Below are 17,224 nucleotides of genomic sequence, written 5' to 3'. Positions count from 1 at the left end.
AAGGTCAATGGCGACCCCGTGGTCGCGGGCTTGCTCGCGAATGGAGCGCCACGGTTCACATGACAAACCCTGAATTCGGTCTACATTAAAAAGCCACTACCCAAAGCGCAGGGATTCGCTTATCCTTTTCGCTGTATATAAATACAGTGGTCGAAACAGACAACTATCGTGAAGGCATGTGAGGTGGTGAATGGCCGTCGAAGTGGTATACCGCAGCAGCCGAGATCTGGAGCGCTTGTTCATGGATAAAGCCGAAGCTGACCGTCATGACAAAATGCTCGAACTGGCCGAATTACTGGCTGAAGTGTTGCAAAAAGCCGTTCCGTCCCTGACCGAGCAGCAAGTGGAAGAAGCCGGGATCTACATGGCGAAGAACCGCGATGTGTTCGCCAAGGCGTTCAAGAGCCAGCCGGATGCGTTGTCCGAACTGCTGAATGCGCCGGCGCAAGTGGTAGAAAAAGCTGAACCCGTTGAAGTAACTGAATCTGCTGAGCCAACCAAGCCAGCCAAAGCTGCCAAGACGCCGAAGTAAGCAACGCCCGAATTGAATAGGCCCTGAGTCGAATGGCTCAGGGCCTTTTTCATGCCTGCGAAAAACCGGGGATCAGGCCGTTCGCGGCGATCTCTTGTCCGCAGCCGTCGAGCCACCACGGAATATCGCTCCAGATGGCGACTGCGAAGAAAGCCCCTGGATGACGTAGAGATAGGTCTCTTGTGCGCCGTAGTCGAGCACGCTGATCAAACCGCCAAGATAGCTGCCGTTGAAAAGAAAACCATCGAAGTCGTAGGTCACCGTGAAGGTGATCTGTGCTTCGGCACTTTTGCCCGAGGCCTCGATGGTTGTCCCTGCCAACGTTGATGGCGATACGGCGCTTCCCTCGTACGGGATCGGATACTTGTAAAAATCCGGTAGCTCCAATGCGCCCGTTACAGAACCGCTATCGAGCGTCAACGTGCCGCTCTGCCAAACCTGCAAGCCGTTCGGGCTGACGCTCGCGTCCAACAGGCTGACGGAGAACGTGTAAGTAGTGCTCATGATTTCACCCATGGTCGTTCAACGACGTTCAGCAGGTAGACTTCATCACTGTCGGGCGTCAGTGAAAACAGGTAGCCATTGTTGAGGAAGTCCTCGTGATCGCTGACGTCGATGGGCCAACCGGGATACTGATTACCGGCGGCGTCCAGCACCCACATGAACTTGACGTTGTAATCCGTCGGGGTGTCGGATTTGTAGACACCGCCGGCCACCTGAGTCCCATCGTCGAACCGCGCCCACGCCATGACGACCGGCGAGCCAACGCTGATTTCGTCGGGCACCGGGGAGTTGCCCTGCATGATCAGCGTCCATGCCTCTTTGCCGCCCGCAGGAAGCAACATTCGCGCAACGTGTTGAGGCGTCGGCGATCCGGCTGCCTGAGCCGAAACGGTGCCCTGACCAACGCCGGCGCTCGGCACCACGTCGAGGGTATAGCCAAACGTATTTTCACCGGGTTGCTGCACTGGGCCAGTGATGGTGCACGTAAGGCCATTTTGCTGGGCGACCTCGATATAGGGGTCCCAGGAACCGGGCGTCGATCCCGAGTTGATCACACAGTTGATGGCCGGATTTTCAGACTGGTAGAGGGTGAAGAAGACGTTGCCGTCGCTGTCCCATAAACCGGTGCTCACCGGACCCGCGGTGCCAGGGGTGAAAATAGTGATCTGCCCGCCATAATTGGCGCCGTTATCGTCGCTGACAAACGACACGCCAATATCAAGACTGGAATTGATCGTGAAATTGCAGGTGAGAGAAGAACTGGAAGACATGATTCGCTCCTTGAAATCACGAAAAAGCATTGCGCCAGTCATGATTGCCCCAGACGCTGGCAGGCCCTCATCAACCGGGCGGGTGGCGTTGCGCCATCCCGCTTGCAGCGTAGTCAGGACTCTGGAATTTGCCAGCGGTGTGAAGGACGTCGTGAGCCTTTATCGGTACAACACTTTCTCCGCCAATTCGTCTGCCACCCGCGCTGGCGAACGTTTCTCCGCCTGGGCATGGGCAAAGACTTCGGTCAGCCTCGAGCTGATTTTCGACAGGTGGGCGGTAATGGTCGTCAGTTCTTCGCCGCGGTGTTTGAGCGAGACGTAGATCAGCCCGCCGGCATTGATCACATAATCCGGCGCGTAAAGAATGCCTCGCCGTTCCAGTTGATCAGCGACCTCCAGATGAGTCAGTTGGTTGTTCGCCGAACCGGCCACTGCCGAGCATCGCAATTGCGTCACGCTATTGCTGTTGAGCACACCGCCGAGGCCACACGGCGCGAGAATGTCACAAGGCGTGCTGAGCAACGCGTCGTTGGCGATCGGGTGAGCGCCGAGTTGCTCCATGGCCAGTTGCACCTTGCCGTGATCGATGTCACTGACCAGCAGTTCGGCACCGGCGGCATGCAGCTGTTCGGCCAAGGCATAACCGACGTTGCCCAGGCCTTGAATGGCCACGCGCAAACCTTCGAGGTTATCGCTGCCCAGGCGAGCCATGGCGGTGGCACGAATGCCGGTGAACACCCCCATCGCCGCGTGAGGCGCCGGGTCGCCCGCCGAGGTGGTGCTGGTGACGTGTTGGGTCTGTTGGGCGATGCAATCCATGTCCGCCACCGAGGTGCCGCTGTCGATGGCAGTGATGTAGCGGCCGTCGAGTTGATTGATGCAGCGGCCGAACGCTTCGAACAGTGCCGCGCGGTTTTCCACATGGACCGGTCGAATAATCACCGCCACGCCGCCCCCCTGCGCCAGACCGGCGAGCGCCGCTTTGTAACTCATGCCTCGGGCGAGGCGAATGGCATCCTCGACCGCGGACTCGTCGTCGGGATAGGCAAGGTAACGACACCCACCCAGGGCAGGCCCCAGACGGCTGTTATGGATGGCAATGACCGCCTTCAACCCGGTGGCCGGGTCGACGCTCAGATGCAGCGATTCAAGGCGAGTGCTTTGCATGAGAGCGAACATCGTAGGGCTCCCGAATCACTTCTTGTAGTCGCCAGTATAGGCTTGCGCCCAAAAATTGCAGAAGCGCACCGGAATAAGCAGTACGGCTATTCAGCGGTTTCGACATAACCCGGCACGGCACTGGACGAACGCCGCAGACGAGGCTAAAACGAGGCATGCCCCGGAGATTTTGATGACGCCCCGCCAACGTTTCTTCGACTGTCTGCAACGATCACCGCCCGCGCTGTTCGAGGCGGCGCTGTGGATGTCCGTCGAGCATGACAAGGAAGTGAATCCCGAGGCGGTCCTGGCCAACTTCAAGGATCTGCAACAACGCGTCAGTTATGGCCTGCCGATGCTGCCGGTGAGCGAGCTGGCTCAACCGCTGTTGCGACGCCTCAATGACCTGGGCTTCGCCCAGGACGACTTTACCCCCTTGCGCCCGCAAGCTGCCTTGCTCGACAAAGTGCTGGAGCGCCGGCGCGGACAACCGCTGGCACTGGGGCTGATTGCGCTGGAACTGGCCAGAGGCCTGGAAATCCCCATGGTCGGGGTCAACTTCCCCGGGCATTTCCTGTTGCGGGTTCCGGGGGCCGATCATTTGCTCGACCCGTGCGGTGGACGCCGGTTGTACCCCAACGATTGCCGTGAACTGTTGCAACGTCAGTACGGCCCGAACATGAAGCTCAGTGCCGAACATCTGCTGACTGCCGAGCCGGTGCAGATGCTGCAGCGATTGTCACGCAACCTGCGCCAGTTGCACCTTTCTCACGATGATTACATTGGTGCGTTGATCGATGCCGAACGCGTGCTGGAGCTGGGCAACGCAAGCGCCTCCGATTACCTGGCCCGGGCCAGCCTGTACCAACGGCTGGACTGCCCGAACGCCGAGCGTTTTGATCTGGAGCACGCGCTACTGCTGAGTGACGATCCGATCCAGCGGATTCGGCTGACTGAACGATTGGGCCACCTGCCGCCCAACTCGATCGTCCACTGACTCCGTAGGAGCCGGCTTGCTGGCGATCCAGGCACCTCGGTCCATCAGGAAAACCGCGGTGAATTGATCGCCAGCAAGCCGGCTCCTACGGATTCAGGGGGTGTCTGGCTGGTTTGCCGGGTGCGCCTTGATGAATGCCGGGTGTTGGGCAGCGAGCACCGCCACTCGCCGAATCCGTGGATATGCCTCCAGCGAAATGTTGAAGCGCTCAGCCGCATACAACTGCGGGATCAGGTAAACATCCGCCACGCCAGGCGTCGGACCAAAGCAGTAACCTTCATCGCCAATCAACTGCTCGACCGTCGCCAGGCCCAGGCCGATCCAGTGTCCAATCCACTCGACCACCTGCGTTTCATCGTGCCCCAACTGTCGCAGCCGGTTGAGCACGCTGACGTTGTGCAGCGGATGCACATCGCAACCGATCACCGCCGCCACGCCGCGTTCATGCGCGCGAGCGGCGAGGTCTTTGGACAGCAGCGGCACCTGTGGATAACGTTCCTCCAGGTACTCGATGATCGCCGGTGACTGAATCAGCAACTCGCCTTCATCAGTGCGCAAGGCCGGCACCCGGCCTTGCGGGTTGATGCTCAGATACGCCGGCTGGCGATGCTCGCCCCCCGGCGGTGCGATCAGGTTGACCGGCAGCGCCTGGTAATCCAGCCCTTTCAACGCCAGCGCGATGCGCACCCGGTAAGACGAGGTCGAGCGATAGTAGGTATAGAGCTCCATGACCCGATCCTCTTAACGCGCCGGCAGCACTTTGCCGCGGCATTCGCCGAAACCGATGGAGGCAAAACCGTCTCGGCTGCAACGGGCACGCAGAATGATTTCGTCGCCGTCTTCAAGGAATTTACGCACTTCGCCGGAGGCCAGTTCGATCGGCTTTTTACCACCTTCGGTGATTTCGAGCAGACTGCCGAACTGACCGCTTTCCGGCCCCGACAACGTACCCGAACCAAACAGATCGCCTGCCTGCAACTGGCAGCCGTTGACGCTGTGATGCGCAACCAGTTGCGCCACGGTCCAGTACATGTGTTGCGTGTTGCTCAGGGTCAGGCGATGGGCCGGCAGGTTCTGCTCGCGCATGCCTTCGGTGAGCAGCAGCACTTCCAGTTCGATGTCGAAGGCGCCAGCGGCCTGGTCGCGTTTGTCGAACAGGTATGGCAGCGGCTGCGGATCGCCTTCAGGACGCGCCGGTTGCGCGCGACGGAACGGCTCCAGCGCTTCGGCCGTCACCACCCACGGCGAGATGCTGGTGATGAAACTCTTCGACAGAAACGGCCCCAGCGGCTGGTATTCCCAGGCCTGGATATCCCGCGCCGACCAGTCGTTGAGCAGGCAGAACCCGGCGATGTGATCGGCGGCATCGCCGATGGCGATCGCGTCGCCCAGCTCGTTGCCCTGGCCGATCCAGATACCCAGTTCCAGTTCGTAATCCAGACGCGCGCACGGGCCGAAGGTCGGCTCGGTCTGGCCGGCAGGCAAGGTCTGGCCTTTCGGACGGCGAACGTCGGTGCCGGAGGGGCGAATGGTCGATGCGCGACCGTGATAACCAATCGGCACGTACTTGTAGTTCGGCAGCAACGGGTTGTCGGGACGGAACAGTTTGCCAACGTTTTGCGCGTGCTCGATGCCGACGTAGAAGTCAGTGTAATCGTTGATTTTCGCCGGCAAGTGCATCTCGCAGTTTGCCGCCAGCGGCAGCAGTTTTGCGCCTTGGGCTTCGATCTTGCCGTGCAGGGTGCTGCCTTCCTTGAACAGTTCGATCAAGCGTTCACGCAGGGCGACGCGAGCCTCGCGGCCGAGTTCGAAAAACGCATTGAGCTGACCGCCTCGGGTGGCTTCGACAGCCGTTTTTGCCGCGCCTTCGAACAGGCCGGCCTCCAGCGCCGCTTCCAGATCAAAGATGTGGTCACCAATCGCCACACCGCTACGCGGCGCACCGCCCTTCACGCTGAACACCCCCAGCGGCAGGTTTTGCAGCGGGAAATCCGCATGGCCGTTGGCGGAGGCAACCCAGCTACGAGTGATGGAAGTCTGAGTCATGGGTTATCTCCGGGTCGGGTCGAAAGTGGCGGGCAGCGTGGCCCAGCAGGCGTCGTAGTTGGTTTGCAGTTGCGGGCAGTCGAGGGCGAATCGGCTCGGGCGCAGCACCTGGCTGGTCTCGAACATGAAGGCCATGGTGTTGTCGATTTTCGTGGGGGCCAACTCGGCGTTGATCGCTTTGGTGCAGGTTTCGCCATCCGGGCCGTGGGCGCTCATGCAGCTGTGCAGCGACGCGCCACCGGGCACGAAGCCTTCGGCCTTGGCGTCGTACTCACCCTTGATCAGGCCCATGAATTCGTTCATCAGGTTGCGGTGGAACCACGGCGGACGGAAGGTTTTCTCGGCCACCATCCAGCGTGGCGGGAAGATCACGAAGTCGAGATTGGCCAGACCGTGAACACTGGTCGGCGACGTCAGGACGGTGAAAATCGACGGATCCGGATGGTCGAAACTGACGGTGCCGAGGGTGTTGAAACGGCGCAGATCATATTTGTACGGCACGTTGTTGCCATGCCAGGCGACCACGTTGAGCGGCGAATGATCGAGCTCGCAGCCCCACAGCTGGCCGAGGAATTTCTGCACCAGTGTGGTTGGCTGCTTGAGGTTTTCGTAATGGGCGACCGGGGTCAGGAAGTCTCGCGGATTGGCCAGGCCGTTGCTGCCGATCGGTCCGAGGTCCGGCAGGCGCAATGGCGCGCCGTGGTTTTCCGCGATATAGCCGCGCGCCTGTGGGTCGAGCAGTTCGACGCGAAATTTCAGACCGCGCGGCAGCACGGCGATTTCCAGCGGTTCAAGTTCCAGCACGCCCAGTTCGGTAGCGATGCGCAGCCGTCCCTGTTCCGGCACCAGCAACAGCTCGCCATCGGCGTTGAAGAACACACGCTCCATGGAGCGGTTGGCGCGGTAGCTGTAGATACTGATCCCGGCCGGTTTTTCCGCCGCGGAATTGGCCGCCATGCTCACCAGCCCGTCGATGAAATCGGTGGGCTCGGTCGGGATATCCAACGGGTTCCAGCGCAGGCGATTGGGGGTCACTTCACCCAATGGGCCGCCAGCCAGTTGCCGATCCAGTTTGACGAACGCCGGGTGATTGGCCGACGGCTGAATGCGGTACATCCAGGTGCGCCGCGCTTCGCTGCGGGCCATGGTGAATGCCGTGCCGGAGAACAGTTCGGTGTAGAGACCGTATGGCGCTCTTTGCGGGGAGTTCTGGCCAATCGGCAATGCGCCGGGCAACGCTTCGCTACTGAATTCGTTGCCGAAGCCGGACTGATAAGCCAGCGCGGGTGCCGTTGAATCGAGGTTCATGGAGCCTCCTGAACAGGGAGTAGGCAATGGCCTGTCACTCTGTTTGAGAGGTCCTGGCACGCCTGGGTTATTTTTATCGTAATTCAATTACGCACAACGTAATTTGATTGGTGTTGACCGTCAAGCTATAAAGACGCCCATTCGTCTCGGGATCAGACCGCCTCCATGGAAACGCCGCGCAACAACGACAAACAGAAAGTCCGTTCGGCCGAGGTCGGCACCGACATCCTCAAGGCACTGGCCGAGCTGTCGCCATCGACTTCGTTGTCGCGACTGGCCGAGCACGTGCAGATGCCGGCGAGCAAGGTTCACCGCTATTTGCAGGCATTGATCGCCAGCGGATTTGCCGAACAGAACACCGCCACCAACCACTACGGCCTGGGTCGCGAAGCCTTGCGTGTGGGGCTCGCCGCACTCAACAGTATGGACGTGCTCAAAGTCGCCGCCCTGCCCTTGGCCGAGCTGCGCGATGAATTGAACGAAACGTGTTTTTTGGCGGTGTGGGGTAATCAAGGCGCGACCGTGGTGCATATCGAACCGGCGGTGCGCGCGGTGACAGTCGTGACGCAATTGGGCTCGGTGTTGCCGCTGCTCAGCTCGTCGACCGGGCTGGTGTTCGGCGCCTACTTGCCGAAGCGAGAAACCATGGACCTGCGCGAGCAGGAACTGCACAACGCTAATACCCATGCGCTGGCAGACGATCAGGCCTATGCCGCATTGTGCGAACAGATCCGCGAGCGCGGTCTGCACCATGTGCATGGTTTGTTGATGCCGGGCGTCGATGCCTTGTCGGCACCTGTTTTCAATGCCGTCGGCAACGTGGCAGCGGTCATGACCATTGTCGGCCCTGCCTCATTGTTCCACGCCGACGAAAACGGCCCGGCGGCGCAGCGGTTGCTGGCGGCGACGCGGGCCGTGAGCTGGCGGATGGGCTACGAGCCGACGGCCGTATCCGGTTAGTCGGGGTTATGACAGCAGCGTCTGCTCGCTGGAATCAGGCTCGGCCAGCGCCTCCTTCATGAGTTCGGTAATGACGGCCAGATCTACCGTGGTGCCACTGAGTGTCGAGACAACGCTAAAGCAGGTATTCACATCGCCCAACCGCTTGGCGATCAATTTCTGTATCGGGGTGAATCCCGCTTTGCCAATGTGCAATGTCGCCAGTTCCAGCATGCAATCGAGAAAGCTGGAGAAGACTTTTTCGTTCTCACCTTCGTGGTAGGCCAGCCCGCCCTCAAACACACCTTTCGCCACAACGATGGCACTCAGCCCAAGGCCAATCGGCGGGTACACCAACGCTACGACTGCAACGGCCGCCACCGCAGCGTCATAGGACAGCTTCGCCACAATTTCGATAAGGCTGCGGGTCTGGGCATCCACCCCGTTAATGATCTGGCCGATCATTTCCCGATAGCACAGCGAGAAGTCGAAAACCCGGCTATTGACTTGCAGCGCCGGCGGTTCGACGTCGTCCCTGCCGCCCATGACCTCTTCAACGTAGGCCTTGATGACTCGCTGGTCAGTGAACCGGGCACGTTTGCAGTAATAAGTGCCCAGACCGCATTGCCTGATCGACCTGGAAAAATCAGCCAACGGTCGAAACCATCGGCCATCCGGCGCATGCGGGGTATACAACAGATCCTGAGCGACGCCGTTGTTCATCATGCGAAAAACATAAACACCCTGAATCGCACGGTGCTCCAGATGAAACCTGTAAACACCGTCGCGCTTGGGAGAATCGGGATAGTCAGCCTTGACAGGGTCATTGGCTTGCAGCTCGCGCAGCCGGTCAATGGCCTGTTCGATCCGATAATACTCGTCGCGCTGAAGCGCACCGCTAAACAGCTCGGCCAATGCAGCCCGGTGCATTTCATGCAGTTGCAAGTCGACATACACGTCACGTCTGAAGGCATAACCGGTCGAGCGTTCATCCAGATAATCCGAATTCAGCATGTCGATGTATTTTTCACCCGGACGCAACGCTTTCGACCAGTTGGCGATGTAGTTATCCAGCAGACTCGACATCGGCGGATGACCCGGTAACAGGCGAATTCGCGGGTAAATGCCGGGGTTATGCACCGGCCCGCTTTCTTCGGTGATGTGATGCTCTTTGATGATGAGTCGAGTCAGCGTCATCGATTGCGAGGCATCCAGTTCGACCATGATCAGATCGGGATTGACCGACACCGTCTCGCCGTTATCCGCCATCAGATCGTCCGCCATCTTCTTCACCAGATTGAAGGCGAATTTTTCGTAACTGATCAGCCCTGCTTCGTGGCTGGCCAGCCGCGTCAGCGCTTTGAGCTCGGTGTTCAGGCGGGCAAAATATTTCCGCTGATAGGCCGACGCGGATCGATACCCCGCGGGGGTGACAACCTCCAGCTCGCCTCGCAGCCAGTCGATACCCAGCAACACGCTGTGGCGGAGCACCGCGCCTTCCGATCCGGGCCAGGCTGCGCGCTTGATGCCACGCCACTGACTGGGCAGATCCAGGACCAACCGCATGTACGATTCGATACTTTCCCGCTCGGTGGCGTGAGCCTGTCGGCTCAGGTAGCTGCGCCCTTCTGGCGACCCCACCCAATCGGCCATGTGCAGGTTCAATTGTCGGAACGACGCGAACTCGTGCCACGTTCTGCCACCAGGCCCCTGCGGCGCATAAAGCACGCAAGGACCGGCCTCGCCTTCCGGCCCGCAGTAAACAATCAGCCCATGAAAAGGTTTACCCCAGCCGTCGAACGACAGCTCTCCCGCCGAATAGCCTTTAGCCTGCTGGCTGGCCAGCTCAACAATCTTCAGACTTTGATCACTGATGTGCGCCTTCAATTTCGCACTGAGCGAACTCAGGCTGGTGCCGCTGTCCAGGCGAGCCTGCAAAGCACGGATAACCTCTTCATTGCTGTACTTCTGCTCAAATTTGTCCGAGTACAGCGAACGCATGCTGGTATCGCCCATCACGTCCAGAAGGTCTTGCCTCGTCACGTCGACAGGCAGCGCTTCGCCTTCAAGGGCAATCTCCAGCGGGACAGTGGCCGGGTCATGCAAACCGTTGAGCATGAACTCGGGAAGGGTCAGCCGATTGCGCTGAACGACTTTCTGCTGACCGACATAAAACGTATGCCGGGCGCTGACGAAGACCTGCTGTGGATCGATCACTTCGCCGCTTAGAATCCTGAGAAACTCACTCGCATAAAAATGGGCGAACGCTCTGAGAGAGAGGGCCTCTTTCAGCAGTTCATCCACTGCTTGCTCATGTTTTGCCAACGCCTGCTCTGTGTCGAAGTAATACTGGCGATCTTCTTCACTGGCACGCCGGAGCCAATCGGGAATCTGCTGCGGTTGTTCCGCCAGCATCCGCGTGGACGGTCTCAGAAGTGCTTCCTGCACGCCGCCTGCTAAAACTTTAATATTCATGCGCGCTTCCTTTTGCACATTTAAAAAACAAATAATCCGACAACGCCGCCAGCCATGGCGGCGTTGTCGGACAGATAATCTATTGATTAGTTTTAGCGATAGGACTCGACCACTGCGCGTCCGAACAAGTTGACTTGTTGAATATCCAGGCCAACAATTTTATAGGCAGATTCAAAGGTCCACTGTTGGGAAAATACGCCCGCATATTTTTCACTGAAAGCCGGCAGCTCATCCGCCTGCACTTTCTCCATGATCGCCCAACTCAGACTTTGCGAGTAATCAACGACCTGCTCACCCAGATCATTGATGACTATCGAAGTGAGGTAGGTATCATCGACATTGATCGTGTATTCCATATCCCGAAAAATCCTGTCGAGTTTCGCACTCACTTCTTCGAGTAAACCGGTTTTCATAAATTGCGTCCTTTCAATTAATTATGAGTCGACCCACATACGTCCAAAAAGACCAATACTCATTGACCGTGCCGACGCATAACTTATAAACACCTGAAACCCCGAAGTACACCCCACTACTTGTATGCATTCGTAAACAGGCCAACGTTCAAACAACTAACCCCAACACTTTCGCCTTCGCCACCGCTTGGGTTCTACGCTCCACCCCCAACTTCCCGTTAATGCGTCGCGCGTGGGTTTTTACTGTATGTAACGATATGAACAATTGATCTGCTATCTGTTGATTGGAGTTACCCAACGCGACTAATTCGAGGACTTCTATTTCACGCTGGCTCAACCTGTTCTGCAGCGAGGGCCCCGACTCGGGAGGGTGACCCGGCTCGGCGCGCCCGATGGCCTCTGGCAACCGTGGCTGACGCAACTGAAGATCGCGCAGGGTCTGTCGCAGATTGCAGCGCTCGATCAGCGCCACACCCTCCTGCAACGACTGGCGCGCGATGAGCATGTCACCCGTCAGCCAGGCGACTTCGGCCAGTGCCAGGTGCAACTGCGCTTGCAGCCCCGACATCCCCCGCTGCCTGGCTGACTGCAACTGACACTCGAGCCGTTGCACCGGTGATTGCGCCTGCCCCTGATAAACGTCGGTCAGCACCAGCAGGTATTCGAGGCTGGGGATCAGCTCCAGCGTGGCCGGCGGCGCCTGACGTGCATGGGGGCCGTGGTAGTGACGCAGCACCCGGGTCAGCGCTTCATGGGCCAGTTCCGGACGCCCCTGCTGTAACCAGAAATGGCAGCTGATGTGCAGCAAAGCTCCGCGATAGACCGTGTCGGGAATACGTCGTTGCTGCATCAAGCGTTCGGCATCACGCAGAAGGACAAAGGCCTGGGCGTAGTCCAGGCGATTGGCGGCCAGTTGCGCGAGGCCCAGAAACCCGTAAAGCACGCGCTTGTCCTGACTGCGCAGGCCTATCTGCAGCCCGCTTTCGAAGTACTCGGCCGCGTGTGCATCTTGTCCCTGAGACAGGCTTAAACGCCCGCGCCGCAAGGCAATCCGCCCAAGCAACGGTTCGGCCAGCGGTTGCCGCTGGACGAGCAAATCGTGCATGTTCGCCAGCAATTGCTCGGCCCTGCCGGACGCTCCCCGTTGCTCGAGCAATTGCGCGTGGTCGAGTTCCAACAGCCCTTCAAACACCAGCGAACCTTGTGCGCGCGCCAGGCACAACGCTTCACGGTTGAGGGCGTGCGCCACGTCAAGTTCGCCTTGCAGCAGTGCTTGCTGGGTCAAGCCGGACAGGCACATCAGCCGGGCGCTCCACAATTCCGGGCCGAGCTCGCTGAGCGCCTCCAGCAAATGCGCCCGCGAAGGCTCTATATGCCCCAGCAAATGCTGGAGCCAACCTTGCAATGCCTGCCATCGTGCAATCAGTTGCCCTTGCTCGAGCGCCGACGGCTGAGGCATGAAGCGCGACAGATGCTCAATGCATTCGCCCGCCTGCTCGAATCGACCGGCGAACAGCAACGCCGCGGTGATCAGCCCCACCAATTGCGGTGAGCCCAGCATCAGTTCCTCGCCTTGTCGCTCGTGCAGACGCAACAACAGCACCACGGTCTGCTCCTCGAACAGGTGCTCGAAACTGAAATGCTGCAACAGGCTGACCGCGACTTCGAACTCTTGCGCCAGCAAGGCCTGTTCAAATGCGGCTTTCCAGTCCAGTTCGGCGGCGAACCACTGACAGGCGCGACGATGCCAGGAGCGTCCCTCCGGCCATTGTTCTTCGCGCATCAACTGCGTGAGCGGCGCGAAAATCTGCAACCAGTCTGTCGAGTCCTGCCAGGGCTCGATAAAACAACCCAACGACTGCAAGGTATTCAGGCACTGGGCGCCTTCTCCCGCACCGAACAAGTGGTCGCACAGCCGGGCATTGAATCGGGGCAGATGGGCGAGCACCCGCCAGGCTTCCGTGAGCTCCGGGGTCAGAATGCTGAACAGTTCGTGCTCCAGGTAATCGTGCAGCGTGTCGGGTCGACCGTGCAGTTGCTCGTTGCGTGACCAGTCGCATTTTTGCAGCAGCGCAATCCTCACGCCCGCGCACCAGCCGCCGCTCAGTTCGACAATCCGGCTGGCACGCCTCGCGGCCTGCTCCGGTTCAAGATGGTGCAGCAGTCGGGCGATTTCCGTCTGGGTGAAAGCCAGCGTGGAACGCTCGCAATCGTACAATTCATCTGCCAGCAGCAGGCGTGGCCAATTGCAGGGTGGGCGGCGGCGACTACTCAGCCACCAGGTGACCATCGGACTGCTGATCGCCAACAACCGGTCGAGCAAAAGATCCAGCTCCGGGTTGGGCGTGCGGCAATAGTCATCGAGACACAGCCAGGTCGGCGTTTGCAATTGCGCCAGATAGGTCAGCAACCCGGGTTCGTCCGCTGAGTCCGATCCCAACGCCCGAGCCAGCCGCTGGCGAAATTCGCCGGCAGTCAATGACGCACCCGCCAACGGCAGCCAACAGACATGACACTGTTCCGGCGCTCGTAGCAGGCACTCGATGAGCAGCGCACTCTTGCCACTGCCGGCCGGCGCACAGAGCAGTTTCACCCGCGCTGTCGAGGCCAGTAACGGCTCGATCAAGCGGTCGCGAGACAGGTGATGGGAAGACAAGCGGGGCAGGAGTCCAGGACGGTCCAGACACGGGGCCATGGCAGTCATAGTGGTGCGCCTTTTTATAATTGTGGCGCCACCCTAGCCCTCTCCACACAACTTGTTGAAGAAGTATTCAACACGCTGATCGACACCTATAAAAAAGGTGACCGCAAAGTCACCTTTTTCCGTAGGAGCTGTAGGAATGATTACCTCACCCCTGTACTCCTCAGCGCTGCTGGCGTGTAGTCACCTGCTTTGGCATCGATACCGAATTCGAAGCTGCGCTTCTCTTCGTTCTTCATCCCCAGGGCAATGTAGCGACCGGCAATCAGGTCATACAACGCTTCAACGGTATAGGCCGGCACCTGGTGATCGTAGTAGAACTGGGCGTGCCCTTCGGCTACACGCCAGAGCTGCCCGCGACCGTCGTAGTGATCCGCCAGCGCCACCTGCCAACTGTCTTCGTCGATGTACATGTGCCGCTTGGCATAGACATGCCGCTCGTTGGGCTTGACCGTGGCGACGATCTCCCAGACCCGGTGCAACTCATAGCGCGTCAGGTCCTGATTGATGTGCCCGGCCTTGATCACATCGGTGTACTTGAGGTCCGGCGAGTCGAGCTTGTAGCTGTTGTAAGGGATGTACATTTCCTTCTTGCCGATCAGCTTCCAGTCGTAGCGATCCGGCGCGCCGGAAAACATGTCGAAGTTGTCGGTGGTGCGTAGCCCGTCGGACGAGGTGCCGACGCCGTCATAGGCCACTTGCGGTGCACGCCGCACGCGGCGCTGGCCGGCGTTGTAAATCCATGCCTTGCGCGGTTCCTTGACCTGGTCGAGGGTCTCGTGAACCAGCAGCACGTTGCCCGCCAGCCGTGCCGGCGCCGTGACTTCCTGCTTGAAGTAGCTGAGGACGTTTTCGTCGCTGCCCGGCTTCAAATCCCCCAGCAGCGAAGGCACCGCCACTTCATCCTTGAAGCGGATCACCGTGAAATCGCCATTGGACTGCGGCGTGGCCTGGGTGATGGTGCGACGCAAATTGCCACCGTGATAACGAGTGACGTGGTTCCAGATGACTTCGACGCCGTTCTTCGGAATCGGAAACGCGTAGTAGCGATTGCCGGTGAAGTTGGCCAGGCCATTGCCGTCGTTGATTGGCGTCACGTTCAGCGCGCTGCGCTTGGCCGACTCGTAGATGTCCGCTGGCAAGGCCACTGTGCGATGGGTCGGGTAGACCGGGATCTTGTAGGTCTCCGGGTAGCGCTTGAACATCGCTATCTGGCCGTCGGAAAGTTTGTCCTTGTACTTGTCGACCGTTGCCGCGGTGATGGTAAACAGCGGCTTTTCATTGGCAAACGGGTCGGCCAGGAAACCTTTGCTGTCCACCGCGCCGGCGTTTTTCGGCAGGCCGCCGGCCCAGGCCGGAATCGAGCCATCGGCGTTGCCGGCCTTTTCACCGCCCAATGGCGTCAGGCTGGTGCCGAGCTTGTTCGCTTCTTCCGGCGACACCGCAGCCATCACATCGACGGCCAACAGGCTCAGGGCCAGAACGCCGCATTGCAGAATCATCTTGCGCATTGAAATCATCCTTCTCAGCCAGATCAGAAGTTCACGCCAAAGCTCAACGCCAGGAAGTCGCGATCTTCCAGGGTGTTGTAGTCACCACCGAAGAAATCGGTGTAACTCAAGCTCGCGGTGTAGGTGTTGCGATAGTCCGCATCGACGCCGACGCTGATCGCCTTGGCGCCTTCGTTGAACAGACCGTTGGGGCCGTAACCGGCGACGTCGTGCGACCACGACACGTTGGGTTTGAAGTTGATCCCGCCAATCACGTTGTTGTAATCAAGGATGGCGCGGGCGCGGTAGCCCCAGGAGGTCGAGGTCACGAAACCGTCCCTGTCACCGCGAAAACCGTAGGCGCCATAGACCGAGTCACGGCCATAACGCAGCTTGTTGCGAGCTTCCAGACCACCGACGTGGACAACCGCCGCCTCACCCACCAGGGTCAGTCGGTCGGCCCCTGCAACCTGATCGATGAAGTGCGTCAGGGTACTTTGGACCTGCGTCACTTCCTTGCGGCGATAGCCCTTGTTGTCGGCGCCAGGCCGGGTAGCGATTGGCGAAGCGGCGCCGCCCGCAATCGGGTTGAGCAAGGCCAGGGTCAGGTCAGTGCTGTTGACCTGCACCGGCAGGTTCGGGCGATAGCTGATTTCGCCGGTCCACGCCGTGCCGGTGGGCAAGGTGGTGGAAAAACTTGCGCCGTAGAGGCGGATGTCTTCCGGGTACTCGAGGTAATACTGGCCGCGACCGAGCATCACACTCTGGGCCAGTGCCGAACCGGTGCCGGGTGCAATGGCGTTGGCGGTACCGACGATGGCCGGGATCCGTGCCAGCGTACCCAGCCCGGCGGTGGTGGTACCGACGAACGGTGTACGGCTGTGGTAGTTCATGAAATACAGACCGTACTCGGTATCGTCACCCAGCCAGCGCAATGCGGTGCCCCACTGCCCGGAGTCGCGGGCATCGCGGTCGCCGCCACGGGGCACGATCACCCCTTCCCTGCCGACCTGGAAGCCCTGGCCAAATGCGGCGGCAATCGGTTGCAGCGGCGCAATCGCCGGGCTGGCAACGGTGTATCCCGTGGTGCATCCATCCGCCGCCACGTCACCCCCGAAGAAGGTGCCGCAGTTGTCGAGAACGGTCTGGTCCCACTCCAGCTGATAGAAGCCTTCCACGGTGAGCTTGTCGGTCAGGCCCTGGGAAGCGAAAAGCATGTTCACCGGAATCAGGCCTTCCTTGATCTCGGCGCCAGGACGGCGGAACGCTGAAACGTCGACCGGGTTGATGCTGTTGATCGAGTTGCCGATGAAGGTACTTTCACCCCAACTCACCACCTGTTTGCCGGCGCGCACAGTGCCCGGCAGATCGGCGATGGAGTAGTTGTGATAGACGAAGGCATCGAGGATCTGCGCACCGGAAGACTTGGAGCCCTCCTTGCGATTGTGATCACTGATCTGCTTGAACTCGCGGTCTTCGTCCTTCAGTTCGAAGTCGTACCAGTACTTGCCACGGACGAACACGCCGGTGTCGCCGTACTTCAGTTCCAGGTCGTGAATGCCCTTGAAGATCTTGGAGAAGGTCTCGCCCTTCTTGAAGTTCAGTCGCCCGTCGTCACCGGTCGATGCCTGGCCGGTCCCTCCGTTGACAGTTCCCACCAGCGACCTGTCGGCATCGCGCATGCCCCAACTCGCGCCCACGGACAGCGAGGAGTCGAACGTCCCTTCGATTTCGCCAATGTTGAATGAAATGGCCTGCGCCTGGGCACAGCTGCCCAAGGCAACCGCAGCGGCCAGCGCCTGCGGTGTGAAGATGGCGCGCATTGTTGTTTTTGTCATGCGTCTTCCCCGGTGAGTGACAGAAGGCCACACCCTACTGCCGCAGGTCGGGG

13 protein-coding genes and 1 pseudogene are annotated in these 17,224 nt (G+C 59.7%); 3 read left to right on the top strand and 11 right to left on the bottom strand.

Annotated elements, in window-relative coordinates; genetic code table 11:
* Nucleotides 1-190 precede the first annotated feature (190 nt).
* Nucleotides 191-445, top strand: a pseudogene (locus PMI01S_RS04415) (YebG family protein); the annotation flags it as partial.
* A 159-nt stretch (nucleotides 446-604) separates the two neighbouring features.
* On the opposite strand, the gene PMI01S_RS04410 reads toward PMI01S_RS04415, so the two are convergent.
* The 3 genes from PMI01S_RS04410 to PMI01S_RS04400 form a co-directional block, all read right to left on the bottom strand.
* Nucleotides 605-1,036 (bottom strand): hypothetical protein, encoded by a 432-nt coding sequence (locus tag PMI01S_RS04410; protein WP_084318188.1) that lies wholly within the window; start codon nucleotides 1,034-1,036, stop codon nucleotides 605-607.
* On the bottom strand, nucleotides 1,033-1,806 hold the full coding sequence (locus tag PMI01S_RS04405) for a hypothetical protein (RefSeq protein WP_084318157.1): 774 nt from the start codon (nucleotides 1,804-1,806) through the stop codon (nucleotides 1,033-1,035). Before PMI01S_RS04405 ends, PMI01S_RS04410 begins: the two co-directional genes overlap by 4 nt.
* Nucleotides 1,807-1,965: 159 nt before the next feature.
* The gene (locus tag PMI01S_RS04400; protein ID WP_084318156.1) at nucleotides 1,966-2,985 is read right to left on the bottom strand and encodes a Glu/Leu/Phe/Val dehydrogenase family protein; all 1,020 of its coding nucleotides are present in this window, start codon (nucleotides 2,983-2,985) and stop codon (nucleotides 1,966-1,968) included.
* 172 nt (nucleotides 2,986-3,157) lie between these two features.
* Between PMI01S_RS04400 and PMI01S_RS04395 the strand changes: the two genes are divergently transcribed.
* On the top strand, nucleotides 3,158-3,961 hold the full coding sequence (locus PMI01S_RS04395) for a SirB1 family protein (RefSeq protein ID WP_084318155.1): 804 nt from the start codon (nucleotides 3,158-3,160) through the stop codon (nucleotides 3,959-3,961).
* 93 nt (nucleotides 3,962-4,054) lie between these two features.
* Here PMI01S_RS04395 and maiA read toward each other — a convergent pair whose 3' ends face one another.
* The 3 genes from maiA to hmgA are packed head-to-tail and all read right to left on the bottom strand — an operon-like array spanning nucleotide 4,055 to nucleotide 7,315.
* Nucleotides 4,055-4,690 (bottom strand): maleylacetoacetate isomerase, encoded by a 636-nt coding sequence (gene maiA, locus PMI01S_RS04390; protein ID WP_084318154.1) that lies wholly within the window; start codon nucleotides 4,688-4,690, stop codon nucleotides 4,055-4,057.
* Nucleotides 4,691-4,702: 12 nt separating this feature from the next.
* Entirely contained in the window at nucleotides 4,703-6,007 is a 1,305-nt protein-coding gene (gene fahA / locus PMI01S_RS04385; RefSeq protein ID WP_084318153.1) for a fumarylacetoacetase, read from the bottom strand.
* Nucleotides 6,008-6,010: 3 nt separating this feature from the next.
* Nucleotides 6,011-7,315, bottom strand: a complete 1,305-nt coding sequence (gene hmgA, locus PMI01S_RS04380; protein ID WP_084318152.1) for a homogentisate 1,2-dioxygenase — start codon at nucleotides 7,313-7,315, stop codon at nucleotides 6,011-6,013.
* 165 nt (nucleotides 7,316-7,480) lie between these two features.
* Between hmgA and PMI01S_RS04375 the strand changes: the two genes are divergently transcribed.
* A complete protein-coding gene (locus PMI01S_RS04375) occupies nucleotides 7,481-8,275 on the top strand; it encodes an IclR family transcriptional regulator (RefSeq protein ID WP_084318151.1) in 795 nt (264 codons plus the stop codon).
* A 6-nt stretch (nucleotides 8,276-8,281) separates the two neighbouring features.
* Here the strand turns inward: PMI01S_RS04375 and PMI01S_RS04370 are convergent, their stop codons facing one another.
* From PMI01S_RS04370 to PMI01S_RS04350, 5 genes are all read right to left on the bottom strand, one after another.
* On the bottom strand, nucleotides 8,282-10,729 hold the full coding sequence (locus PMI01S_RS04370) for a dermonecrotic toxin domain-containing protein (RefSeq protein WP_084318150.1): 2,448 nt from the start codon (nucleotides 10,727-10,729) through the stop codon (nucleotides 8,282-8,284).
* 92 nt (nucleotides 10,730-10,821) lie between these two features.
* On the bottom strand, nucleotides 10,822-11,142 hold the full coding sequence (locus PMI01S_RS04365) for a hypothetical protein (protein WP_084318149.1): 321 nt from the start codon (nucleotides 11,140-11,142) through the stop codon (nucleotides 10,822-10,824).
* 148 nt (nucleotides 11,143-11,290) lie between these two features.
* Entirely contained in the window at nucleotides 11,291-13,846 is a 2,556-nt protein-coding gene (locus PMI01S_RS04360; protein ID WP_084318148.1) for a LuxR C-terminal-related transcriptional regulator, read from the bottom strand.
* 140 nt (nucleotides 13,847-13,986) lie between these two features.
* Nucleotides 13,987-15,354: a DUF1329 domain-containing protein gene (locus PMI01S_RS04355; protein ID WP_084318147.1), complete on the bottom strand. Its 1,368-nt coding sequence runs from the start codon at nucleotides 15,352-15,354 to the stop codon at nucleotides 13,987-13,989.
* A gap of 23 nt (nucleotides 15,355-15,377) precedes the next feature.
* Nucleotides 15,378-17,171 carry a DUF1302 domain-containing protein gene (locus PMI01S_RS04350; RefSeq protein WP_084318146.1) on the bottom strand — a complete coding sequence of 598 codons (1,794 nt, stop codon included), beginning with the start codon at nucleotides 17,169-17,171 and terminating at the stop codon, nucleotides 15,378-15,380.
* Nucleotides 17,172-17,224 lie beyond the last annotated feature (53 nt).

The organism is Pseudomonas migulae NBRC 103157, assembly GCF_002091715.1.
In the GTDB taxonomy this organism is placed as follows: Bacteria; Pseudomonadota; Gammaproteobacteria; order Pseudomonadales; family Pseudomonadaceae; genus Aquipseudomonas; species Aquipseudomonas migulae_A.
This window is presented reverse-complemented; position numbering and strand designations above follow the sequence as displayed.